This window comes from Kribbella sp. NPDC005582 (assembly GCF_040605415.1).
In the GTDB taxonomy this organism is placed as follows: Bacteria; Actinomycetota; Actinomycetes; order Propionibacteriales; family Kribbellaceae; genus Kribbella.
In genome coordinates this window covers 1,558,920-1,581,547 of the sequence record NZ_JBEXCU010000001.1, presented here as the reverse complement: position 1 = coordinate 1,581,547, position 22,628 = coordinate 1,558,920, and the positions used below count along the sequence as shown (strand labels likewise).

The window sequence follows — 22,628 nt, the reverse complement described above, 5'->3', positions numbered from 1 at the left end:
ACGGGAGCCCCCGAAATCAGGCTGCCTCGACTTCGGAGAGCAAGGGGATCGTGCGGATCGACCGGCTCATGGTCAGCAGGACGGATCCCACCGCGAGCAGACCGCCGAAGATCAGCAACGCCGTCCGCGCGCCGAGCGTCCCAAGCAGAACGCCACCGAGGAACGGCGCGAGCGGTGCGGCCGCGTTCGACAGGAACATGAACGCACTCTGGGCCCGCCCCTGCAGCGCATCCGGCGTGATCAGCATCTGGTACCCGAACAGCCCGGAATTGAGCGCCGGCAGCAGGAAGACCGCGAAGGCAGGCAGCAGGATCAGTACGACGGTCCGCGTGCTGGCCGCGGTCGCCGCGAAGGCGACTGTGATCACCCAGGAGCCGACGAGCGTGATCTTCCCGGTGCTGTAGCGGCCCAGCAGCCGGGGTGCCGCGAAGGCTCCCGCCAGCCCGCCCACCCCCATCGCGGTCTCCAGCAGCCCGATCACCGGAGCGTGGACGCCGCGCTGCTGCATGCTCAGGATCAGCACCAGAATGGTTCCGTTCGCGGCGAAGTTGAGCAGGGTCGCGACCACCGCGATCGTCCGCAGATCGCGCTGCCGCAGGAGCCAGGCCAGCCCGGTGCGGATCGCCTTCAGCATCGGCTCGTGGGTGCCGCCTTCGGGCTGGGTGGCCGGCAGCGGGTGCCGGATCCGCGTGAGCATGACCGCCATGACCAGGTACGAGACCGCGTCGACGGCGATCGGGATCACTCGGCCGATCGAGTAGAGCAGGCCGCCGAGTGGCGCCCCGGTCAGCGCCGCGACGTTCTGCCTGCCGTGCGCGGTGGCGAGCGCGGTGCTGATGTCCTCCGGTGCGACGATCTGCCGGAGGGCCGCGGTCTCGGCGGGCATGAACAGGCTGTAGCCGGCGCCGTTGAGCAGCCCGACGGCCATCAGGTGCGGCAAGGTGAGGTGATCCAGCCATCCGGCCACGGCCACCGAGCCGAACAGGACGGCGCCCAGGAAGCTGTAGCCGATCAGGATCTTGCGACGGCTCCACCGATCGGCGAGGGCTCCGCCGGGCAGAGCCGCGAGCAGGGAGCCGAGGGAGGCCGCCGTACCGACGAGGCCGGCCTGGATCGGTGAACCGGTGATGGCGAGGCCGAGCAGCGTGAAGACGAAGCCGCTCATCGACGATCCGAGTGAGCTGACCGTCTGACCGGTCAGCAGTTTCAGATAGTCCCTGTTGTGAAACAGCCCCCGCGTCGACATAGCCGTGAGGCTATGCCCGGCAGGGGCTAGGCAGCAGGCCGGACGACCTGCAGCTTCGTGCAATCAGTCCTTCGGGCGGAGCAGGGGGCGGACGACCTCACGGGCGTCGTGGATGCGGGACTTGATGGTGCCCAGCGGGGCTCCGACCTCGGCGGCGATCTCCTCGTAGGAGAGGCCGTAGACATCGCGGAGGACGAGCGGGGTGACCATCTGGGGACGGTCGCGCTCGAGGGTCTCCAGGGCCTCCAGGAGGTCCAGGCGGGTACCGGCGATCACGCTGGTGGTGCGCGGGTCCGGCTTCTCCATCGTCTCCGGGTTGTGCGCGGCCTGGGCGGTGCGCTTCAGCTTGCGGTAGGTCGAGCGGGCCGAGTTGGCCGCGACCGAGTGCACCCAGGTCGAGAAGCTGCTGCGGCCCGAGAACGAGTTGATCTTGGTCGCGATGTTGAGCAGAGCCTCCTGGGCCGCGTCCTCGGCGTCGGCCGAGTACGGCAGGACGCTGCGGCAGATCCGCAGCACGCGCGGGTGGACCAGCCGGAGCAGGTCGTCCATCGCGTTCTTGTCGCCCGCCTGGGCCTGCTCGGCCAACGTGGCGAGCTCGTCGGTCGGGCTGGTGCTCTCGCTCATCTGCGCCTTTACTGTCTCGGCCCCGGTCAGGGACTCTCCGTACTACATAATGCCTTGTATGGGGGTCCCGACCAGACTAGGCCGTTACATCGTGCGCCGACGCCTGGGCTCAGGCGGTTTCGCTACGGTATGGCTCGCTCACGATGAGCAACTGGACGCCGAGGTGGCGATCAAGGTCCTCGCGGACAACTGGGGGCACGACGACACCGTCCGCCGCCGGTTCCTCGAGGAGGGGCGCTTCCTGCGCCGGGTCGAGTCCGAGCATGTCGTCCAGGTCCACGATGTGGGCGAGCTCGAGGACGGCCGGCCGTTCCTTGTCCTCACGTACGCCGACCGTGGCACGCTCGCGGACCGCCTGAAGAAGGCCCCGCTGCAGCTGGCGGAGGCCGTCGACGTGGTCGTCCAGGTCGGCCGCGGCCTCCAGGCGCTGCACCGGCGCGGCCTGCTGCACCGCGACGTGAAGCCGGCCAACGTGCTGTTCCGCAGCACCGACGACGACGGTGAGCGCGCGGTCCTGTCCGACCTCGGCCTCGGCAAGTCCCTCGACGAAGTGTCGAGAATCACGCTCCCCGGCGGCACCCCGTCGTACGTCGCTCCCGAGCAGGCGATGGGTGAGCGCCTCGACCAGCGCGCCGACCAGTACTCGCTGGGAGCCGTCGCGTACGCCGCTCTCACCGGCCGCTCGCCACACCAGGTGGACGGTCTCGGCGCGGCCGGCCGGGTGACCACCCCGCCGCCCCCGAGCTCGCTCGGCTTCGAACTGCCGGAGCAGATCGACGCGGCGATCGTGCGCGCGCTCGATCCCGACCGCACCAAGCGCTGGCCCGACGTACCGACGTTCACCCGGGAGCTCGTCGGCGCACTGGACGAGACCACCCACGGCATCGTGGTCCAGACCCGCGAGGCCATCGAGCTCACCGAGCCCTCGGACGACGGCGAGACCACCGCCCTCAGCGACGAGAACCAGCCGACCATCATCAAGGCCGGTGCCGCCCCGGTCGCGCCGGAGGACGAGACCGCGGCGAATCCGACGACTGCACCTGAGGAGACGGCGACCGCCGCCGCCTCCGCAGACCGTGACGCGGAGGCTGTCGAGGTCGGAGCACTGGGGATCGCCTCCGGAGTCAGCGACGCGGCCACGGCGCCCGCGAAACCACGTAAGCGGCGGCGAGCCCGCTGGGTGATCGCCGCCGTACTGGCCCTGGTGATCGGCGGCGGCGCCGGTTTCGCCGGGCAGCGGTACCTGTCCGCCCGGCAGTTGGTGGCCGTGCAGTACGGCGGCTTCGCGGCCAGCGTGCCGCGAGGCTGGCTGCACTCTGTCGCCGAGGATCCGTGGCGACCGCCCGGTGCCAACCAGCAGTACCCGGCCCTCCAGATCAGCGAGAAGGCTTGGGGTTCAGGCTCCGGCCTCTTCGTCGGACGCACCGGCGTCGCGGCCGAGCAGGTCGGACTCTCCCCCTCCGGCACCTTCAACTGCAGCGCCCAGGAACTCCCGAACAAGCTCGGCGAGGGCGACGGCAAGACCATCGACCGGTTCTGGACAGGATGCGGTCCGGATGGCGGTATGCTCCTCCAACGCATCGTTGTGACGGGGACCAACGATTCGCTGCTCATTCAGGTTCTGATGCCGGGTGACGACCGCGACCGGGCGAGGGAAATCGCCAATTCGGTCCGGCCAGCCGCCGGCTGAGGCCACAGGGGGGATGAGCGTCCTGCCCGCATGTGCTCAACCCTGCCTGAGGAAACCCCTGTGCGTATCGCCACGGACCGGCTCCGGCCGTCCCCTGCTCTGATTCAGTCCACCCGCCGCCGCTTCTACCGGCTGCGCTCCAGCATCTTCCGCACCATCTGGCCGGTCGACTGCTGACCCCCTGGCCCGGTGGGTACCGGGCTTAAATGTTCGAAGGCTTCGACGAGTTCGACGTCCCCGTCCCCGGCGCGACCATCCACGGCCGCCGGGGCGGTGACGGTCCGCCTCTCCTGCTCCTGCACGGTTTCCCACAATCCCACGTGATGTGGCACCGGGTCGCGCCGGAGCTGGCCCGTGAGTTCACGGTGGTCGCCACCGATCTCGGCGGCTTCGGCGACAGCACCTGCTCGGGCGACCACTCGATGCGTGCCCTGGCACGGCACCAGGTCGAGCTGATGCGAACCTTCGGGTACGACGACTTCGCGGTCGTCGGCCATGATCGCGGAGCGCGGTGTGCGTATCGGATGGCGCTGGACGATCCGGCGGCTGTCACACGGCTCGCCGTACTGGACGTCGTACCGACTGGGGACGCGTTCGAGCGAGCTGACAAGGACTTCGCGCTCGGCTACTGGGTCTGGTCGTTCCTCGCCGCGCCGGCGCCGCTCCCCGAGACGCTGATCGGCCGCGCTCCGGACGTGTTCGTGAACCACTTGCTGGACAGTTGGTCAGTCGGCGACGCGTTCCCGCCAGAGGTGCGAGCGGAGTACATCCGGCACTTCGAGAATCCCGCGACCGTGCACGCGATCTGCGAGGAGTACCGCGCCGCCGCCACGACCGACGACGCCCTCGACCGCGCGGACCGCGGCGTACGACGGATCGGTTGCCCCGTGCTCGCTCTGTGGGACCCAGCAGGTGCTGTGGCCGACTGGTACGACGACCCAGTCGCCCTCTGGCGGCAATGGGCCGACGACGTCACCGGCGCCACGGTGGATGCCGGCCACTTCATAGCCGAAGAAGCCCCAGCGGAGACCCTGAGCCACCTACTACCGTTCCTCCGCGACACCTAGGAAGGCGCCAGCGTGCTGTCCTCGCGCACCACGCTGTCCGAGGCGCGGTCGATGATCTGGCGGAGCGCCTTTTCGTCCTGCGGTAGTCCGGTGACACTCATCTCGACCATCACCTTGCCGCTGTCGTCCGCGACCCAGCGAACGATGACGAGCTTCAGGATCGGGTTCGGCGACAGCGCAGCGTCGGGGACGTAGCGGTAGGTCAGCGTCGCGCTGTGACCCGTGTCGATCTGGGACAGGATCTGGACGTGCTGGTTCGGCTCGTCCTTCTGCAGCTTGAGCATCGCTTTCAGCTTCACCGCCATCGAGGTGCTCGGTGGCCGAGTCAGGGGGAACCCACCTTCGACCCGCAGCCAGCGCTTCCCGAGCGACTCGTTGAAGCGTGCGTTGTTCGGCGGGTCCTGCGCGACGTACTTCCAGTCGTCCGGGACGTCGAGCGTCAGCGTCGATCGGAGCGTGCGGCCCGTCACCGCGACTGTCGTCGACCGATAGCTCAGGTCGTCGACCTGCAGCGGACTACTGTCGTCCGGCACAGGATTGCGCGGGTCGGTCGGGGGCGCGGTCGGCATCGGAGTTGAAGTACCGGCCGCCGTGACCTGTCCGAGCGGCATGGCCTTGCCGGAGGCCGCCACCGAGCGATCGAGGGCTGTCAACCAACCCACGCCATAGCCGCCAGCGCCGCCGATAGCGATCATCGCCACCAGCGCGGACGCCAGCAGTGCTGTCCCCCGACTTGCCATGCGTGCCCCACCTCCCCAGAAAGCCCTCCACTGGAGAAGACCCCGGACTCCGGCTCAAGGTTGCGTCAGCCGGGTAACAATTCCGTGAAACTCCACCAATACGAACCGAGATTGTCTCAGTCCTGCGGGGTGACAGACTCGGCGGCCTCTCGCGCGATCCGCTTCATCGCTACCTTGTCCTGCGGCAGTACGGTGACTGAGATCTCGACGTTCGCTCCGTCGTGGCCAGGTGTCTTCACGTACTCCAGGAGCACCGGCCGCAGCCAGGTGTCGGGGATGTACGAGTAGGTCAGCGTCGACACCTGCCGCGGCTCGCCGTCCGTCCCGGTGATGGTGTCGTCGGACTGCCCGAGAAGCTTCAGATCGTTCTCCTGCGGCACCGACTTCTGGAGCGTCGGTACCTGTTGGTCCCGCCGCTGACGCGGGGATTGCAGGATCGGGTAGAGCGGTTTGATCCGGATCCAGCGCGCGTTCCGCGAGTCTTGGAACCTGATGTCGCCCTCCGTCAAGACCTTCTTCGTCCAGCCGATCGGCACCCGGATCTTCAGCCGGATCTGCGGCGCATCGTCCAAGTTGAAGGTAAGCGTCTGCCAACTGAAATCGACGTCGTTCAAAGCTTTAAGCCCATTGGGCTCCGGCGTCTTCAACGGCAACGGCGGCTCGGACGTCGGACCCGACACCCCACCCAACGGAGCTGGCACTCCGGACGCGACTGGGTACGGCGGCTTGGTCAGCACGCCGGCGTAGTAGCCTCCGGCGACGCCAAGCACGGCTGCGAGTACCAACCCGCCGACCAGTACCACCCGGTTCGCCCGCACTGAGCCATCCTCTCAGGGGAGGTGCCCGCCGAGCCAAACCGGATGGCCCTGGGTATCGCCCGACCGCTGCCGGTCCAGCTGGTGAGTTGACTAACGGCCCTCGACGCTGACCTGGACGGTCTTGCCCTGGGCGACGACCACCCAGGGGCCTTCGCCCAGGTTTTGGAAGTCCTCGTGTGCGAAGGCCTGAAAGGTGAAGATTCCATCATCTCGGGAGATGCGCCTGGTGTAGCAACTCGTTTGTCCCGTCGTGATGAAGCCGTTTCCACCGGGGGAGTTGCAGGTGATGCCCGGCTGCGGACCGAATTCGTTTTGCCAGACGAGGCCGGCAGTCGCTCGGGAATCCGTGTCGAGCGGTTCGTTGAGCTTCAGATATCCCCAGTAGCGGTAACAAGTGTCGCGCTTGAGGTGAATGGTGCCGATCCGCGTGCCACCGAATTTCAACGGTGCCGTCGCAACAGAGGCGGCGACGTCGGTGCAGGCGGTGGTGGCTGAGGTTGTGGCACCGGCGGGAGCTGGGACCAGGAGGAGGGTGGCTGCTAGTAGTGCGACTCTTCGAATCACGGGGTCTCCGCTCGTCCGGGATGTTTGGGCCGCGTCAGCGTACCGGGAACTCCGGACAACACCCGTGAGAGAACTCTCAGTAGACCTCGATGCGGTCGAGGCTGATGACGGTGTTGGACGAGGAGGGGTTCTTGTCGCCGGTGACGCGGATCTTGAGGGTGTGTTCGCCTGAAGGCAGGGTCGGGCTGACATAGGTGAGGTGTTCGCCCACGCGGATGGAGCTGTAGTAGTCGACGCGTTGTTCGGGGGCGCCGTCGATGGAGATGGCGGCGATGCCGTTGCCGGCGTCGATGACGCTGAGGAGGGCGACGCGGGTGCCGGTGAAGCGGATGGTGGCGGAAGCGGTGGGGTCGTTGCTCCAGTGGTCGTCGCTCCAGAAGCACTGGTTGCCGCAGCCGGATCCGGAGCTCCAGTTGCCGGCGTACTCGACCTGGTTGAGGCCGGTGCCGACCTGGGTGTCGTTGATCCAGTAGTTCGCGGAGCCGGGGTCGCCGGAGGGCAGGGTCTGGGTGGCGCCGGCGGCGAGCGGGCTGCCGAGGTTCGGCGTACCGTCGGCGTTCCAGCTGATCTTCTGCGCGCGGGAGGTGCGGAAGGAATAGGTGTAGGTACTGGTGTTCTTGCCGTGGTAGGCGATCCAGTCCTCCTTGCCGTCGGGCGACTTGAAGAACGAGTGGTGACCGGGACCCCAGACGCCGGTGGAGTCGTTGCGGGAGAAGATCGGGCCGGGGTGCTGGCGCCAGTTCGAGGCGACCATCGGGTCGGCGTTGTTGGCCAGGCTCTTCATCCACAGCTGGTAGTCGGGCTTGCCGGTGTCGCAGCTCGAGTAGGTGAGGAAGATGCGGTCCTTGCCGTAGAGCGGTGTCGGTCCTTCCCGGACCTCGCTGCAGCCGCCGTCGGCCGGGATCGCCACGCGGCCGCCGGTCGACGTCCACGGGTTGCTCATCCGCACGATGTACAGCTGCGCGGGGCCGCCCTGACCGCGGCCTGGTCCGGTCCAGACGAAGTACTGCTTGCCGTTGACGGTGATCGGCTCGCCGTCGATCGCGTACTCGCCGAAGTCGGCGATCTTCGCCTTGAACGAGTACGGGCCGAGCGGGTCGTCGCCGGCGGACTCGAGGACGTACATGCGGTGGTTGGCGTCCACGCCGTCGGAGGCCGTGTAGTAGATGTACCAACGGCTGCCGACATGGCGGAACGCCGGCGCCCACATCTGTGTGTTGCGGCTGGCGTCGCTGTCGCGCCAGACCACCTGCTCGGGCTGAACCAGCAGCGTGGCCAGGCTGTTCGACGACCAGATGCCGATCCGGTCGCCACGAGTGGTCGCGACGTAGTACTTGCCGTTGTAGAACATCAGCGACGGATCGGCCGACGGGTTCACCGGGTTCCGGAACGTCTGTGACAGCGCCTGTGACATCGCCACGTGCTCCTGTACTTCGGCTGCTGGTGCGGTGCTCGCGACGGTCCCGACCAGGACCGCGGCGAGCAACGTGCTGAGGATGGGGCGGACGAACCTCATGGCAGGACCTCTTCCGAGCCGCTGTGCCAACGTTGTAAACGTCAGTTGTACGACGCGCTGACCAACGTTGTAAACGGTTCACATCAGGATCGAACAGTGCGGGGCGTAGCCGGATCGATACCTGCGGAGATGTCTCGACCCCTGGCAGACGACCGTCACGCGCCGTCATCATGGGGCGATGTTGGGGGAATCGGAAGGTACCAAGGGCGAGGCAACGATCGAGCAGATCGGCCGCCGCCGGACGTTCACCAGGACACTGCAGCTCGCGCTGGTGCTGGTCGTCGTGCAGTGGCCGATGCGGAACGCCGTCCTGGCCGGCGTCGACTGCGAGATCCCGGGCCGGCTGTCGTTGCTGGTCGACGGGACGTTCATCGTCGCCTATGTCTATGCGGCCTACCGCGGCTACAAGTACGTCCGGTTCCTGAATCGCCAGTCCTGGCGCAAGTTCGCGGCGGTCGGCGCGTGGCTGGTCTTCCTCGCCGCGATCCTGGATGTTGCCGAGGACATCAGGTTGTGGTCGGACTTCGGCGGCGGTTCCTGCGCGGACCTGTCGACCGGCTGGCTCACCAACGTGATGCACGTGACGTTCGTCGTCGGCTGGCTGATCCTCGCGTTCTCGTACTTCGCGACCAGCCGGTTCGGTCAGCAGAAGCTGTACGGCGTCGTCATCGAGCCGCCGGCCAGGTTCAGCCCGAGTGTGGACAACACCGACTCCGGCAAGCTGGTGATCACCTGCTCCGGCGGTGGCATCCGGTCGGCGTCGTTCTGCCTCGGCGCGCTCCAACACCTGCGTGAACAAGGCTTCTACGACAAGGCGTCCACGGTGATCGGGGTGAGTGGCGGCGGTTATACGGCGGCCGCGTTCCATGTGCTGCGGCGCGCCGTACCGGATCCGTTCGCGCAAGGTTCACCCGAGCTCGCGCGCCTCCGCCGCCAGACGCGGTACCTGCTGCAAGGCGGCCGAGCGGTCTTCCTGGCCGGCCTCTCCGTCCTGTTCGGACTGATCGTCAACCTGCTGCTGATCGGCATCGTGTTGCGCTCGATCGCGTGGGTCCTGGGCTGGTTCCTCGGCAGCCAAGGGGTGATCGAAGACGCCGGCACCGAGATCCTCGTGAGCTGGCGACCCGGTGGCTCCTGGAACTTCCTCGCGCTCTCGATCGGCCTGCTCGCGGTCAGTGCCGCGATGTTCCTGATCGAGAAAGTGTGGGACCGCTGGGCTCGGATGCCCGACGTAGTCCGCAAGGTACTCAACTCGATCGGCAGCGTCTCCCTCCGGTACGGCGTCCCGGTCGCGGTACTGCTCCTCGGCGTACCAGGCGGGCTCTACCTGATCGGTCAACTCCCCGGGGACACCGGATTGCCGTCCGCCCTGCTGGCGTTGGTGGATCCGACCAAACAGGGTCTTGCGTCGTTCAGTGCTTTGGTCGTGGTGCTGATCGGTCTCGGCCGCTCGGTGTGGAACGGTCTCGCCAAGGAAGGCAAGGAGTCCGGCAAGCTGAAGGAGCGTTTCCTCGCCTTCGCGCAGACCAAGCTCGCCCCTTGGGCCGGTACGGCGATCATCGTGCTGGCCGCGACGATCGTGCTGCTGCGCTGGACCGGCGGCTACGCGACCGAACGCGGTTTCCGCAGCGACTGGGGAGTCGCGGTGATCCTCGGAGCGATTGCCCTAGGCATCAAAGTCTTCACCGACGCGAACCGCACGTCACTGCACTCGTTCTACCGCGAGCGCTTGTCCCGCGCCTTCCTCGTCGAACGCAAAGCCAACGGCTCCGCCGCCGCCATCGATTACTACAAGCGCCTCCGCTACTCCGAATGGGCCAAGCCGCAGCAGACCGGGCCACGGCTGGTGATTGCGGGCGTGGCGAACGTCGAGGACGCGGACTTCGTGCCGACGCAGCGGGACTGTGTGCCGTTCGTGTTCGATGCGGACTGCATCGGGATCATCGGGGACCGGTCGCTGCCGGACGGCGGACGACGTAATACCGCCGACTACGAGCGGGAGTCGGACGTCCTGGTGCGGGAGGTGACGGTGCCGGCGGCGATGGCGATCAGCGGTGCCGCGCTGAGCCCGCTGACCGGCCGGGTGAACGGGCGGACTCGGCCGGTTCGGCTGCTGCTCGCCGTACTGAACGCTCGGCTCGGCGTCTGGCTGCCCAACCCGTACTGGAACAACAACGTGGACGATACCTTCCCGCCGCCCACGAAGCTCTTCCCGAAGATCAGCCGGTACGTCGGCAGCATCATCGACAAGCCGGGTCCGTACCGGCTGCTCCGCGAGGCGGTCGGGTCGCCGTCGATGTACGACCGGCGGATCTACGTCACCGACGGCGGGCACTACGACAACCTCGGCCTGGTGGAGGCACTACGCCGCAAGCCGGCGCAGGTGATCGTGATCGACGCTTCGAACGATGCCGAAGACCGGTTCAGCGCATTGGCCGAGGCGATCGCGACCGCCCGGATGGACCACGGCATCCAGATCGACGTCGACCCGTCGCCGATGATCCGCGGCGCGAAGGCCCGCGCGGACCGCGCCTGGGTCTACGGCATCGCGACGCACCCCCAGACCGCGGAAGAGGTCGAGAGGAACGCCAAGCCCTACAAGACCGAGATCTTCTTCGTGAAGGCAGTCCTCGCGGGGCAGCTCGACTGGGACCTCGAGGTGTACGCCGCGCGGCACACCGACTTCCCGCGGCGGGCGACCAGCGACCAGTTCTACGACGAATGGGACTTCGAGGCCTACCGCTCGCTCGGCTACACCCTGGCCGAGACGCTCACCAGCCACCACCGGGTCCGCGACCGCCTCGCCGACCTCGGGAACGAAGCCCAGGGCAACGGACAGTGACCGCCCGTTGGCGCTGTGGATAAACCGGGAGGCCTGTGGATCAGGCGATATCCGCTTCTGCGGGTGCACGTGCAGTCCGCCCTGTGAGCGATCGCTTGCTGTGCCGTGGTCGCGGTGGTGAGATGTGTGGCTGTGCCGGAAAACTTTACGAAGATTTAGTCGTGACCTTCGGCGCGCCAGGTCGTTGACCAGTCAGACAGTTGGATCAACGGCACAGATGTCTGGGGAATCTGGGAAGGACCGCCCGTGTACCGATTCAATCCGCCCCCCGAGTGGCCCGAGCTGCCCGCCGACGGGTGGCGCCCGCCGCCCGGCTGGGAGCCGGACCCGGAGTGGCCGGATGCCCCGGACGACTGGGGTTTCTGGGTCGGTCGCACCGGCCGCCCGGTCAGTGGCCCGTTGGGCGTCTTCGGATCCGTCGACGCCGGCCGCCTCGAGCTGGCGGTCATCGACCCCTCGCTCGTCCTGATGCACGCCTGAGTCACGCCGTTCTGGTTTCTTATCGTTCTTCGGTGTTATCTTCTCACCTGACCTAACAGTGTGAGGGGAGCTCGCGTGGCCTGGATCGGCGTCGACCTCGGCACGCAGAGCGTGCGGGCCGTGCTCGTCGGTCCCGAGGGCGACGTCCTGGCCCGGGGGTCCCGGCCGCTGACCAGTGTCCGCGATGGCGTCCGGCATGAGCAGGATCCCCAGCAGTGGCTCGATGCCGTCGACGCCTGCCTGGCCGAGGTCACGCCGTCCGCGGACGGCGTGGAGGGCCTGGCGATCTGCTCGACCTCCGGCACCTTCCTGCTGACCGACCGCGCCGGCCGCCCGCTCACACCCGCACTCATGTACGACGACGCCCGCTCGGCCGCCCGTCGTGTCCACATCGTGGACGCCGACCCGGACCGCTGGGCGACCTCGATGCAACCCACGTGGGCCCTGCCGAAAATCCTCGATCTGGTTGCCGAGAGTGATCAGCGCGTCATGCACAGTGCTGACTTCGTCGCCGCGCACCTGGTCGGCCACCCAGTCGCGACCGATACGAGCCACGCCCTCAAGACCGGCTACGACCTGGTCGCAGGCAGCTGGCCGGCCGCGGCCTTCGACACGCTCGGTCTGCCGCTCGACATCTTTCCGGAGGTTGTCCGGCCGGGCACCGAGCTTGGGCGAACGGCTGCCGGAGTCCCCGTGTACGCCGGGATGACGGACGGCTGCGCGGCCCAGATCGCGGCCGGCGCGTTGGCTCGGGGCGCCTGGAACTCGGTGCTCGGCACGACGCTCGTGCTCAAGGGCGTCAGTGAGAAGCTCCTCGACGATCCGACCGGCGCGGTCTACAGCCACCTCCACCCCGACGGCGGCTGGCTTCCCGGCGGCGCGTCCAGCAGCGGCGCCGGCGTACTGACTGAGCTTTTGCCTGCTGCGGACCTCGATGCATTCGATCTCAAGGCCGGGCCGGTCGACGCGGTCATCTATCCGCTGACGAAGACCGGGGAGCGGTTCCCGTTCGTCGCACCGCAGGCTGAGCGCTTCACCGTGGGCACGATCGACAGTGATCTGGACACGTACGTCGCTGTGTTGCAGGGCGTCGCATTCGTCGAACGGCTCGCCTTTGAGCATCTGGTGGCCCTTGGTGCCGACTCCGTTCAAACCGTCTCGCTGACCGGCGGCGCGACACGCAGTCCGTACTGGAACCAGCTCCGCGCCGACGTCCTCGGCGTACCGGTCGAGCTGCCGGTGGCCGCGGATCCGGCGTACGGGATGGCGGTGCTGGCGGCATCCGGCGGAGGCAGCGTGACCGAAACCGCCCGGCGGATGGTGCGCGTCGACCGTGTCCTCGAGCCGCGCCCTCATCACCTCGACGACCTGCACGACGCCTTCGTGGCGGAGCTGGACGCGCGGGGGTACCGGGGATGAGGACCACGATCGTGCTGGCCCGGCACGGGCGGACCGCCTGGCATCACGGCAACCGCTACACCGGCTCGTCCGACTTGCCGATCGACGAGGTCGGTCAGCAGCAAGCGCTGCTCCTGCGCGAGTGGGCGACCGACTTCGCGCCGGATGCGCTGTGGTGCTCGCCGATGCTGCGTGCTCGGCAGACCATCGCGCCGACCGCCTCGGTGCTCGGCCTGGAGTCGACGACCGACGCCCGCCTGCGCGAGGTCGACTTCGGGTTGGCCGAGGGGAAGCGGCTGGCCGAGCTGCCGCCCGCGGTGGCCGCGGCGTTCGAGGCCGACCCGGTCCGTGACCATTTCCCCGGCGGCGAGGACCCGGTCGAGGCCGCCGATCGGGTGGCTGAGGTGTTCGCCGAGATCGCCCAGAAGCACGAGGGTGGCAAGATCCTGGTGGTTGCCCACAACACGCTGATCCGGCTGCTGGTGTGCCGGGTGCTCGGCCTTCGCTTGAACGACTACCGCAGACTTCTTCCTGCGCTCGGTCCCGCGGCGCTCGTGCGCTTCCGCAGCGAGCACGGCACAGTGGGACTCGAGGCCTACAACATCCCAGCAGGACGAATGGAGCACCCGTCATGACGACAGAACCCGACGGTGAGCTGAGCCGCCCCGCGCGGCGGCAGGCGGAGATCGCGGCGTACGTCGTCGAGCACGGCTCGGTGTCGGCGAACGACCTGGTCGAGGCGTTCGGCGTGAGCGTGATGACCGTGCATCGCGACCTGGACGAGCTCGAGCGGCAGGGTGTGGTCCGCAAGTATCGCGGTGGTGTGAGTGCGCAGCCCACGAGTGTGTTCGAGAGCAATGTCGCCTACCGGCTGAACACCGCGCAGACCGAGAAGGCCGCGCTGGCCCGGTACGCCCGGACCATGATCGAGCCCGGGATGTCGGTGATGCTGGACGACTCGACCAGTGCGCTCGCCCTGGTCGATCTGCTCGAGGACATCACGCCGTTGACCGTGGCAACGAACTTCCTGCCCGCGATCACCGCGCTGACCGGCCGCCGCGACATCACGCTGGTCGCACTCGGCGGGATCTACTCCGCGACTCACGACTCGTTCGGCGGGATGCCGTGTGCGGAGGCCGTCGAGGCACTGCACACCGACCTGCTGTTCTGTTCGGTGTCGGCCGTCTCGCCGACGCATGCGTTCCACCAGGAGGAGGAGATCGTCCTGGTGAAACGCGCGATGCTGCGGGCGGCGCGGACCAAGGTGCTGTTGGTCGACCACGCCAAACTGCAGCGCACGGCCCTGCACAGGCTCGCGCCACTGAGCGACTTCGACGTCGTGGTGGTCGACGAGAAGACTCCCGAAGAGCTGATTCGCCCACTGCGCGACCACGGTGTGACCGTGGAGGTCGCCACCTTCTAGAAGGGGATGCCTATGGACGTCGGAGTCGACGTCGGCACGACCGTGACCAAAGCGGTCGCGTTCGACGCGGAGGGCCGGCCGTTGGCCGAGGCGTCCCGGCCGACCAGGTTGGTACGGCCGTCGGTGGGCCGGTTCGAGCACGAGACCGCCGAGATTGTTGCCTCGGTCAACGAGGTGGTCGGTGAGCTGGCCGCGACGGTCGGGGACAGGCCCGGCGTACTGGCGATCACCGCGCAGGGTGACGGGCTCTGGCTGGTCGACGCCGAAGGTGCTGCGGTGCGGCCCGCCATCTCGTGGCTGGATGCGCGGAGCAGTGCGATTCTCGAGCGGTGGACCGCGGACGGCATTGCCGACCACGTGTTCCGGCGGTCCGGCAACCGCATGTTCCCGGGTGCATCCGGTCCGCTGCTCGCCGCCGTACTGGCTGAGGAGCCGACGGTGATCGACGCGGCCGGTACGGCGGCGTACTGCAAGGACGTGGTGATGCAGGCGTTGACGGGCGTCCGTGCGACGGATGTCTCGGATGCGTCGGCACCGTTCCTCGATCCGCGGACTGGCGCCTATGACGAAGAAGCTTTGTCAGCAACGGGCTTGAGCGATCTGCGCCATCTACTTGCACCTGTGGCGCCGGGCGGACCAGTGGGCGAGCTGCGGGACTCCTCCAGCGGGATGGCTGCGGGTACCAGGGTTTCAGCCGGTCCCTACGACCTCCCGGCGGCCGCTGCCGGAGCCGGCGTCGAGACGCCCGGCGATGCACTACTGACTGTCGGTACGACGCTTGCGTGCCAAGTGGTCACCCGCGAACTCCCCGTCGACGGCGAACCGGCCGGCCTGTTTCTGGGCACGTGGACACCCGGTCTCTGGCTGCGTGCGATGCCCGCCATGGTCGGTACGGCGGCGCTCGACCGCGTGCTCGCCCTGGTCGGCGCAACCACCGAGCAGCTGCCCGCCTTCCTGGACGAGAGCCCGCCAGGCGCTCAGGGCGTCACGGTGCTGCCGTATCTCTCCGAGGCCGGCGAGCGCGCGCCTTTCGTCGACACCCGGGCACGCGGCACGCTCGACGGCATCTCGCTGTCCACGACGACCGCCGACCTGATCCGGGCAACCTGTGAAGGCATCGCGTACGCCGCTCGCCACTGCCTGGAGGCGGCTGGCTGGACCGGGCGCGTGACGGTCTGCGGTGGTGGCGCTCGGAGTGCCGAATGGACGCAGATCCTGGCCGACGTACTGAATGCGCCACTGCACACGACGGCCGCCGAACAGGTCGCCGCGCGTGGTGCGGTGATCTGCGCCCGGCGGGCGGCCTCTGATGACGTCGGGCCGGAGTGGATCGCGTCGACCCGCCAGGTCGATCCGGATCCGGGGCGCGCCGCCTTCTACGCCGAGGGATACGTCCACTACCTGCGCCGGATCGAGAACGCCCGTGCCCGCTGGTCCGATCCCGCGCCGATCCAAGGAGCTTGATGAGAACCGTCACCACCCTGCTCGCCGGCGATCACTTCGTCCGGAACTCACTGCTCTCTTCAGCGCTGGAGTCGCTGGCGGGCGTGCGGTTCGACTTCCGCGAGCTCACGTTGCCGTGGCCGCTCACGCCGTACGGGGCGGTGGCCGAGGTGGATGAGGCCAGTGATGCCGAGGACGAGCTGATCGCGGCGCTGCCGGGGGTCGAGTTGGCGATCACGCAGATGGGTCCGTTCACCGAGCGGGTGCTGGATGCCGCGCCGGACCTGCGTTTCCTGGTGGTCTGCCGTGGCGGTCCGGTCAACGTGAACGTGCCCGCCGCCCTGAAGCGAGGCATCAAGGTCGCCTCTACTCCTGGACGCAACGCGGTCGCGGCCGCCGAGCACGCGGTTGCTCTGATGATGGGGGCCTTGCGCAACCTTCCGCGGCTGCATCGCACGCTGGAGCAAGGGGAGTGGCGCAGCGACCTCTACGCGTACGACGAATGCGGGTCCGAGCTGGACGGCGCGACCGTCGGCCTGGTCGGGTACGGCGCGATCGGGCAACGAGTCGCTCGGGTCATGCTCGCCTTCGGTGCACACGTGGTCGTCGCCGATCCGTACGTCGATCCCGCACACGTCCTGGCCGGCATCGAGGTGGTCGAGCTGGATGAGCTGCTGCGCCGGTCGGACGTGGTCAGCCTGCATGCCCGATTGACCGACCAGACCCGCGGCATGATCGGTGCGGCCGAAATCGCGCGGATGCCGCGCGGCGGCGTACTGGTGAACACGGCACGTGGCGGACTGCTCGACTACGAGGCGACCGTGGATGCGCTGGAATCAGGACAGTTGGGAGCAGCCGCCTTCGATGTCTTCCCGGTCGAGCCTCTCCCCGCTGGCTCACGGTTGCTGACCGCACCTAATGTCGTCATGACGCCACACCTGGCGGGTGCCACCCGGCAGACCGCTCTGCGGGCAGGATCTATCGCTGCCGAGGCTGTCGCTGCCTACCTCACCGGGAGGGATCCGGTAGGACTGGTCTCATGAAGCTCGCAACCTCCACGACCTGGACAGAGCTGCTTCTGCTCCTGATCGCCTTCGTGCTCTCGATGATCATCGGGATCGAGCGTCAGATGCGGCAGAAGAGCGCCGGGATGCGGACCCATACGCTGGTCGGCACCGGGGCGGCGATGTTCACGCTCGTCTCCGGATTCGGCTTCGACGCGGTCCTCGGGACCGACGTGAATCTCGACCCGTCCCGGATCGCGGCTCAGGTGGTTTCCGGTGTCGGCTTCCTCGGTGCCGGGGTGATCTTCATGCGCCGCGACGTCGTCCGCGGACTCACCACCGCGGCGACGATCTGGATGACCGCCGCGATCGGCATGGCCTGTGGGGCCGGGATGCCGGTCCTCGCGGTCGCTGCGACTGTCCTGCACCTGCTGGCGGTCGGGCCCTTGGTGCGGCTCGGCAGGTTGCTGCCGTCGCCGGATCGGCGGCGCATCGTCACCGTCCGGTACGACGACGGCGCCGGCGTACTGCGGGCGATTCTCGCCACCGCGACGGCGATGGGGTTCGAGGCCTCTGTGCTCGGCACGGAGGTGCACCGAGACGGTGGACGGCAGCAGGTGCGGGCCTCGATGCGGTTCAACGGGCGGGCGCCGCTGCAGACCTTGGTGCTGGCGCTCGACGAGCTCGACGGCGTCACCGGAGTGCGGCTGCGCAACGACGATGATGACTGAGACTGTGAAATAGGCGAGAAAATCACAAAGATTCTCTATACGTCACCATGATCTGGTGATAATTTCACGGCGTGCGGGAGAATCCGGTAGGTCTGCGGTCGCGACGGCGACGGGAGTACTGGTTGTTCGCGGCCCTGGTCGCGCCGAACCTGCTGGTGATCGCGGTCTTCGCGTACTGGCCGATCCTCTACAACGCGTTCCTGAGCCTCACCGACTGGAACATGATCGCGGCGCGACCGGCGTTCGTCGGGCTGGCGAACTACGGCCGGACGCTGACCGATCCAGCCTTCCACCGGACGCTCGGGATCACCGTCGTCTTCACCGGGCTGATCGTGGCCGGCAGCCTCGTGATCGGGCTGGCGCTGGCGTTCCTGTTCAACCTGCCGTTGAAGGGACGCGGTGCGGTTCGGACGATCGCGTTCGCGCCGCACGTGCTGTCCGGTGCGGCGGTCGCGACGATCTGGCTGTTCATCTTCGACCCTGGCTACGGTCTGATGCGGGCGCTGGCCTTCGGCGCCGAGCCGCCGGACTGGATGAACAACTCCGACTGGGCGTTGCCCGGGCTGGTCATCGTCTACCTGTGGAAGAACGCCGGCTTCGCCGCGCTGATCTACCTGGCCGGGTTGCAGGGCTTGCCGAAGGAGCTCGACGAGGCGGCGGTGATGGACGGCGCGAGCACCTGGCGGCGGTTCCACGCGATCAAGCTCCCGCTGCTGGCGCCGATCACGTTCTTCCTGCTGATCACCACGGTGATCGGGACCTTCCAGGCCTTCGACGTGATCGCGGTGATGACCGGCGGCGGTCCGGGTGACGCCACCACGACGTTGAGCTGGTCGATCTACAACGAAGGGTTCCAGGCCTTCAACGCAGGCCGGGCGGCGACGTTGTCGATCATCATGTTCGTCGTCCTCCTGGTCGTCACCACCGTGCAGGCGCGAGTGATGGAGAGGCGGGTGCACTACCGATGAAGGTGCGCGCCCTGCAGTACGTCGTACTGGTCGGAGTGGCGGCGGTGTTCCTCGGGCCGCTGTACTGGCTGGTGTCGACGGCGTTCAAGCAGCCGGCCGAGATCTATCAGTGGCCGCCGTCGTGGTGGCCGGATCATTTGACCTGGGAGAACTTCTCGCTGGCCTGGAAGGCGGCACCGTTCGACCGGTTCTTCCTCAACTCCACGATCATCACCGTGGTCGGTACGGCGTTGAAGGTGATCAACGCCGTACTGACGGCGTACGCGTTCGCGTACTTGCGGTTCCCGTTCAAGAAGGTGCTGTTCTTCCTGGTGCTCGGCGCGATGATGGTCCCGGGACATGTCACGCTGCTGCCGAACTACTTGACCGTGGCAACGTTGGGCTGGATCAACACCTATGCAGGGTTGATCATTCCGGGCGTCGGCTCGGCGTTCGCGACGTTCCTGATGCGGCAGCACTTCTTGACGCTGCCGTCGGAGGTGACGGACGCCGCCGCGGTCGACGGCGCTGGCCACCTCCGCACGCTGTGGCGGGTCGTGCTGCCGATGTCGCGGCCGATGCTCGTCACGGTCCTGGTGATCACGGCGGTCGAGGAGTGGAACAACTTCGTCTGGCCGCTGATCGTGACCAACACCGCCTCGATGCGAACGCTGCCGGTCGGGCTGCTGATCCTCAAGGACGAGGAAGGATTGGCCAACTGGGGGACGATCATGGCCGGGACGCTGTTGGTGCTCGCGCCGATGCTGCTGATCTTCCTGATCGCCCAGCGCTACATCGTCGGTGGAATCACCCAAGGCGCGTTGAAGGGATGAGCATGCGGCGCAGGGGATTCCTTGGACTGGCCGCGGGCTTGTCGCTGGCCGGGTGCGGCTATCGGTCGGTCGACGCGGTCTACTCGCAACCAGCCGGCGCCGTACCGTCGCAGTACGCCGGTCGCGTCCGGATCGTGTTCTGGTCGTCGTACGGCGGGGTGAACGGGAAGGCCGTCGACAAACTCGTTGCCAAGTTCAACGAGTCGCAGGACGATGTGTACGTCGAGGTGCAGTTCCAGGGTAGTTACGACGACGTCGCGCAGAAGGTCGCCGCGGCGTTGATCGCCAAGCAGGCGCCGGATCTCGCCGTACTGTCGGATGTGACGTGGGAGCGGTTCTTCCTCAACGAGGCGCTGGAACCGTTGAACGGGTACCTCGCTGATCCTTCGGTGTATCAGCCGAAACTGTTCGGTGAGTACGTCGTGAAGGGGCAGAGCTGGTGTGTGCCGTTCGCCCGGAGTACGCCGATCCTGTATTACAACCGGGATGCGTTCGCTGCCGCCGGACTGCCTGATCGCGCGCCGCGGACGTGGAGCGAGTTGCAGTCCTGGGGGCCGTCGCTGGCCAAGGTTCAGTCCGGTGGGCGGTCGTTGCGGACGTTGGCGTTCGCGAAGGTTGACGGTGACTGGCAGTTCCAGGGGAACGTGTGGCAGTTCGGTGGATCGTATTCGCGTGGGCTGGATGTGACGATCGCCGAGGCCGGCGCGGTGGCCGCGGGGGAGTGGCAGCGGTCGATGGTCCATTCTCTGAAGTTTGCGTATATGGCGAGCAGTCCGAGTACGGACTTCGCGAACGGGCTCGTGGCAATGATCCAGGAGTCGACCGGTGGGCTGAAAAGCATGACCAGCAAGGCGAAATTCCGTGTCGGCGCTGGGTTCGTACCGGCGGAGGTCGCATCGGGGATCGCTACTGGTGGCGGTGGGATCGGGATGCTGCGCAACATCTCGGCCGAGCGCAAGCAGGCGGCCGCGGTGTTCTTGAGCTTCCTGGCACGGCCGGAGAACTCCGCTTGGTGGACGATCCAGACCGGGTACCTGCCGGTGGTCTCGGCCGCGCGTGAAGTGCCGGAGCTGAAGAAGCTCGTTGCCGAACAACCCAACTACGGGGTTGCGATCGCGCAGCTCGCGAACGCCCGGCAGCAGGACGCGATCCGCCTCTACGGACGCAACGCGAACGTCGCCATCTACACCGGCCTGCAGCAGATCTACGCCGACAACGCTCAACCCGCCAAGGTGTTCAGCTCGGTCGCCCGCCGGCTCGACGCGATCGGCGACGAGGTCCGCCGCCTGTACGAGGAGAAAGTGCTGTGATCATCACCGGCCACCGAGGTTCCCTCGGCACCGAACCGGAGAACACCCTGCGGTCGTTCCGGCGCGCGATCGCCGACGGCTGCGACGAGATCGAACTCGACCTCCGCGTGAGTGCCGACGGTGAGCTGGTGATCCTGCACGACGCGACCGTCGACCGCACCACCAACGGCACCGGCGAAGTCGCAGCCCTCACCCTCGCTGAGCTACGAGCGCTGGACGCCGGCCAAGGCGAGGTGATCCCCACCTGGGCGGAGGTAGTCGCCGCACTTCCAACTGTCCGCTTTCAGGCTGAGGTGAAAGACCCCGCCGCGGTTCCGCTCCTTGCCGACTCACTTCGCGCCGACCCCGATCTCGCCGCTCGGACGCTCGTCACGTCGTTCCACCCCGAGATCCTGCTCGCCGTCCGGCGCACGTTCCCCGGCGCCACGACCGGGCGGATCTTCGGTCGCACGACTCCCGACGTACTGGCTCTGACGCGGGCGGCCGAGGCGAGCTGGGCGTTGTGCGGCATCACCGGCCTGACCTCGGAACTTGTCGCCGAACTGCACGCCGCCGGACTCTCCGTGACCGCCTGGCCGGTCCCCGACGGCGCCACGCTCGAGCAGGCCGTCGCGCTCGGTGTCGACGGCGTCACCACCGACAACCCACACAGCCTCACACGTTCCAACGTCTGAATTTGTTCTTCCGTGGAACATAAATGTGTGATTGCCTAGTCGTATGGGAATCAGCATCGGTGTCGTCGGAGCCGGCCAGTTCGCCCCTTCGTTCCTGCGGCTGTGGTCCGCGCACCCGGACGTGTCCGAGGTGCGGCTGACCGATGTCGTACCGGAGCGGACGGCCGACCTGGCGGCCAAACAAGGGGTCTCGGTCACCTACCAGTCGTTCGAGGAGATGCTCGAGTCCGACGTGGACGCGGTCGCGATCTTCACCCAGCGATGGCTGCACGGCGAGATGGCGATCCGCGCGCTCGAGGCCGGCAAGCACGTCTACTCGACGGTGCCGATGGCGATCGAGGCCGAGCAGATCGCGCGCATCATCGAGCTGGTCGAACAGACCGGCCTGACCTACATGATGGGTGAGACCAGCTTCTACTACCCGTCGTCGGTCTACTGCCGGCAGCGGCTGGCCGCGGGTGACTTCGGCCGGGTGTTCTACGCCGAGGGCGACTACGTCCACGACATGGATCTCGGGTTCTACGCGGCGTACCAGTACAGCGGCGGCGAGGACTGGAAGAAGACCGCCTCCTTCCCGCCCATGCTCTACCCGACGCATGCCGTCGGCAACGTCTTGTCGGTGACCGGCCAGCACGCCACCCATGTCTCGTGCATCGGCGTCAAGGACGACCGCGGCGACGGCGTCTTCGACAAGGAGATCAGCCAGTTCGACAACGACTTCTCGAACGCCACTGCCCTCTTCAAGCTCGCCGACGGCGGCATCATGCGCACCAACGAGATGCGCCGCGTCGGCTACCCGTCGCACATCCGGGAGTCGCGGCTGCGCGTCTTCGGCACCGAAGGCAGCTTCGAGCAGCTCGCCACCACCACGCTCTGGCAGACCAAGCAGGGCGTCGAGGACGTCACCCACCTGATGGCGACGTCGGCCGGCTCGCACGACGACGAGGACCTGGCGAACGTCGACCCGGCCCTACGCGACGCGTTCCGCTCCGGCCTCTCTCCTGTCCACGACCGCAGCCGCCTGCCGTCCGAGTTCGACGGCCTGCACAACGGCCACGAAGGCTCCCACCACTTCCTCGCCGACGACTTCGTCCGGGCCGTCGCCGACAAGACCCTGCCCCCGATCAACGCGTGGGTCTCCGCCCGCTACACCCTCCCCGGCATCTACGCCCACCAGTCCGCCCTCCAAGGCGGCGTACAACTGGAGATCCCCGACCACGGCGACGCCCCCGCCTGAAGCTAACGACACGTAGAGGTCCTCCCGCCAGGCGCCGGCCA

At 67.7% G+C, this 22,628-nt stretch carries 21 protein-coding genes; 15 read left to right on the top strand and 6 right to left on the bottom strand.

The features are described 5' to 3' along the window. Nucleotides 1-16: 16 nt before the first annotated feature. Together ABZS29_RS07920 and ABZS29_RS07915 are read right to left on the bottom strand one after the other, a co-directional pair. Nucleotides 17-1,246 carry an MFS transporter gene (locus ABZS29_RS07920; RefSeq protein ID WP_355459595.1) on the bottom strand — a complete coding sequence of 410 codons (1,230 nt, stop codon included), beginning with the start codon at nucleotides 1,244-1,246 and terminating at the stop codon, nucleotides 17-19. A gap of 63 nt (nucleotides 1,247-1,309) precedes the next feature. Further along, nucleotides 1,310-1,870, bottom strand: a complete 561-nt coding sequence (locus ABZS29_RS07915) for a sigma-70 family RNA polymerase sigma factor (RefSeq protein WP_355459593.1) — start codon at nucleotides 1,868-1,870, stop codon at nucleotides 1,310-1,312. 49 nt (nucleotides 1,871-1,919) lie between these two features. Here ABZS29_RS07915 and ABZS29_RS07910 point away from each other — a divergent pair, with 49 nt between their 5' ends. Together ABZS29_RS07910 and ABZS29_RS07905 are read left to right on the top strand one after the other, a co-directional pair. Beyond that, complete coding sequence (locus ABZS29_RS07910) at nucleotides 1,920-3,560, top strand: serine/threonine-protein kinase (protein ID WP_355459591.1); 1,641 nt, start codon at nucleotides 1,920-1,922, stop codon at nucleotides 3,558-3,560. A 206-nt stretch (nucleotides 3,561-3,766) separates the two neighbouring features. Further along, nucleotides 3,767-4,627 (top strand): alpha/beta hydrolase, encoded by an 861-nt coding sequence (locus ABZS29_RS07905; RefSeq protein WP_355459589.1) that lies wholly within the window; start codon nucleotides 3,767-3,769, stop codon nucleotides 4,625-4,627. On the opposite strand, the gene ABZS29_RS07900 is transcribed toward ABZS29_RS07905, so the two are convergent. The 4 genes from ABZS29_RS07900 to ABZS29_RS07885 all read right to left on the bottom strand — a co-directional run bounded on the left by ABZS29_RS07900 (nucleotide 4,624) and on the right by ABZS29_RS07885 (nucleotide 8,265). Further along, nucleotides 4,624-5,367 carry a hypothetical protein gene (locus ABZS29_RS07900; protein WP_355459587.1) on the bottom strand — a complete coding sequence of 248 codons (744 nt, stop codon included), beginning with the start codon at nucleotides 5,365-5,367 and terminating at the stop codon, nucleotides 4,624-4,626. The genes ABZS29_RS07905 and ABZS29_RS07900 overlap by 4 nt on opposite strands. Nucleotides 5,368-5,483: 116 nt before the next feature. Then, nucleotides 5,484-6,185 carry a hypothetical protein gene (locus ABZS29_RS07895; protein WP_355459586.1) on the bottom strand — a complete coding sequence of 234 codons (702 nt, stop codon included), beginning with the start codon at nucleotides 6,183-6,185 and terminating at the stop codon, nucleotides 5,484-5,486. A 90-nt stretch (nucleotides 6,186-6,275) separates the two neighbouring features. Then, nucleotides 6,276-6,629, bottom strand: a complete 354-nt coding sequence (locus ABZS29_RS07890) for a hypothetical protein (protein ID WP_355459584.1) — start codon at nucleotides 6,627-6,629, stop codon at nucleotides 6,276-6,278. Between the two features lie 196 nt (nucleotides 6,630-6,825). After that, a complete protein-coding gene (locus ABZS29_RS07885; RefSeq protein WP_355459583.1) occupies nucleotides 6,826-8,265 on the bottom strand; it encodes a family 43 glycosylhydrolase in 1,440 nt (479 codons plus the stop codon). Between the two features lie 178 nt (nucleotides 8,266-8,443). On the opposite strand from ABZS29_RS07885, the gene ABZS29_RS07880 reads away from it, so the two are divergent. The 13 genes from ABZS29_RS07880 to ABZS29_RS07820 all read left to right on the top strand — a co-directional run bounded on the left by ABZS29_RS07880 (nucleotide 8,444) and on the right by ABZS29_RS07820 (nucleotide 22,587). Continuing rightward, a complete protein-coding gene (locus ABZS29_RS07880; protein WP_355459581.1) occupies nucleotides 8,444-11,107 on the top strand; it encodes a hypothetical protein in 2,664 nt (887 codons plus the stop codon). Nucleotides 11,108-11,353: 246 nt separating this feature from the next. Continuing rightward, a complete protein-coding gene (locus tag ABZS29_RS07875) occupies nucleotides 11,354-11,587 on the top strand; it encodes a hypothetical protein (protein WP_355459579.1) in 234 nt (77 codons plus the stop codon). Nucleotides 11,588-11,662: 75 nt separating this feature from the next. Beyond that, complete coding sequence (locus ABZS29_RS07870) at nucleotides 11,663-13,006, top strand: FGGY family carbohydrate kinase (protein ID WP_355459577.1); 1,344 nt, start codon at nucleotides 11,663-11,665, stop codon at nucleotides 13,004-13,006. After that, the gene (locus tag ABZS29_RS07865) at nucleotides 13,003-13,620 is read left to right on the top strand and encodes a histidine phosphatase family protein (RefSeq protein WP_355459575.1); all 618 of its coding nucleotides are present in this window, start codon (nucleotides 13,003-13,005) and stop codon (nucleotides 13,618-13,620) included. Before ABZS29_RS07870 ends, ABZS29_RS07865 begins: the two co-directional genes overlap by 4 nt. Next, a complete protein-coding gene (locus ABZS29_RS07860; protein ID WP_355459573.1) occupies nucleotides 13,617-14,408 on the top strand; it encodes a DeoR/GlpR family DNA-binding transcription regulator in 792 nt (263 codons plus the stop codon). Before ABZS29_RS07865 ends, ABZS29_RS07860 begins: the two co-directional genes overlap by 4 nt. Nucleotides 14,409-14,420: 12 nt before the next feature. After that, nucleotides 14,421-15,872 carry an FGGY family carbohydrate kinase gene (locus tag ABZS29_RS07855; protein WP_355459571.1) on the top strand — a complete coding sequence of 484 codons (1,452 nt, stop codon included), beginning with the start codon at nucleotides 14,421-14,423 and terminating at the stop codon, nucleotides 15,870-15,872. Then, nucleotides 15,872-16,894 carry a 2-hydroxyacid dehydrogenase gene (locus ABZS29_RS07850; RefSeq protein ID WP_355459569.1) on the top strand — a complete coding sequence of 341 codons (1,023 nt, stop codon included), beginning with the start codon at nucleotides 15,872-15,874 and terminating at the stop codon, nucleotides 16,892-16,894. The genes ABZS29_RS07855 and ABZS29_RS07850 overlap by 1 nt, the downstream gene beginning before the upstream one ends. Next, a complete protein-coding gene (locus tag ABZS29_RS07845) occupies nucleotides 16,891-17,586 on the top strand; it encodes an MgtC/SapB family protein (protein WP_355459567.1) in 696 nt (231 codons plus the stop codon). The genes ABZS29_RS07850 and ABZS29_RS07845 overlap by 4 nt, the downstream gene beginning before the upstream one ends. A 71-nt stretch (nucleotides 17,587-17,657) precedes the next feature. Beyond that, entirely contained in the window at nucleotides 17,658-18,554 is an 897-nt protein-coding gene (locus ABZS29_RS07840) for a sugar ABC transporter permease (RefSeq protein ID WP_355459565.1), read from the top strand. Beyond that, on the top strand, nucleotides 18,551-19,366 hold the full coding sequence (locus ABZS29_RS07835) for a carbohydrate ABC transporter permease (protein WP_355459564.1): 816 nt from the start codon (nucleotides 18,551-18,553) through the stop codon (nucleotides 19,364-19,366). Before ABZS29_RS07840 ends, ABZS29_RS07835 begins: the two co-directional genes overlap by 4 nt. A 2-nt stretch (nucleotides 19,367-19,368) precedes the next feature. After that, entirely contained in the window at nucleotides 19,369-20,676 is a 1,308-nt protein-coding gene (locus ABZS29_RS07830) for an ABC transporter substrate-binding protein (protein ID WP_355459563.1), read from the top strand. Continuing rightward, a complete protein-coding gene (locus ABZS29_RS07825; protein ID WP_355459562.1) occupies nucleotides 20,673-21,350 on the top strand; it encodes a glycerophosphodiester phosphodiesterase family protein in 678 nt (225 codons plus the stop codon). Before ABZS29_RS07830 ends, ABZS29_RS07825 begins: the two co-directional genes overlap by 4 nt. A gap of 43 nt (nucleotides 21,351-21,393) precedes the next feature. Continuing rightward, nucleotides 21,394-22,587, top strand: coding sequence for a Gfo/Idh/MocA family oxidoreductase (locus ABZS29_RS07820; protein ID WP_355459560.1), 1,194 nt, complete (start codon nucleotides 21,394-21,396; stop codon nucleotides 22,585-22,587). Nucleotides 22,588-22,628 lie beyond the last annotated feature (41 nt).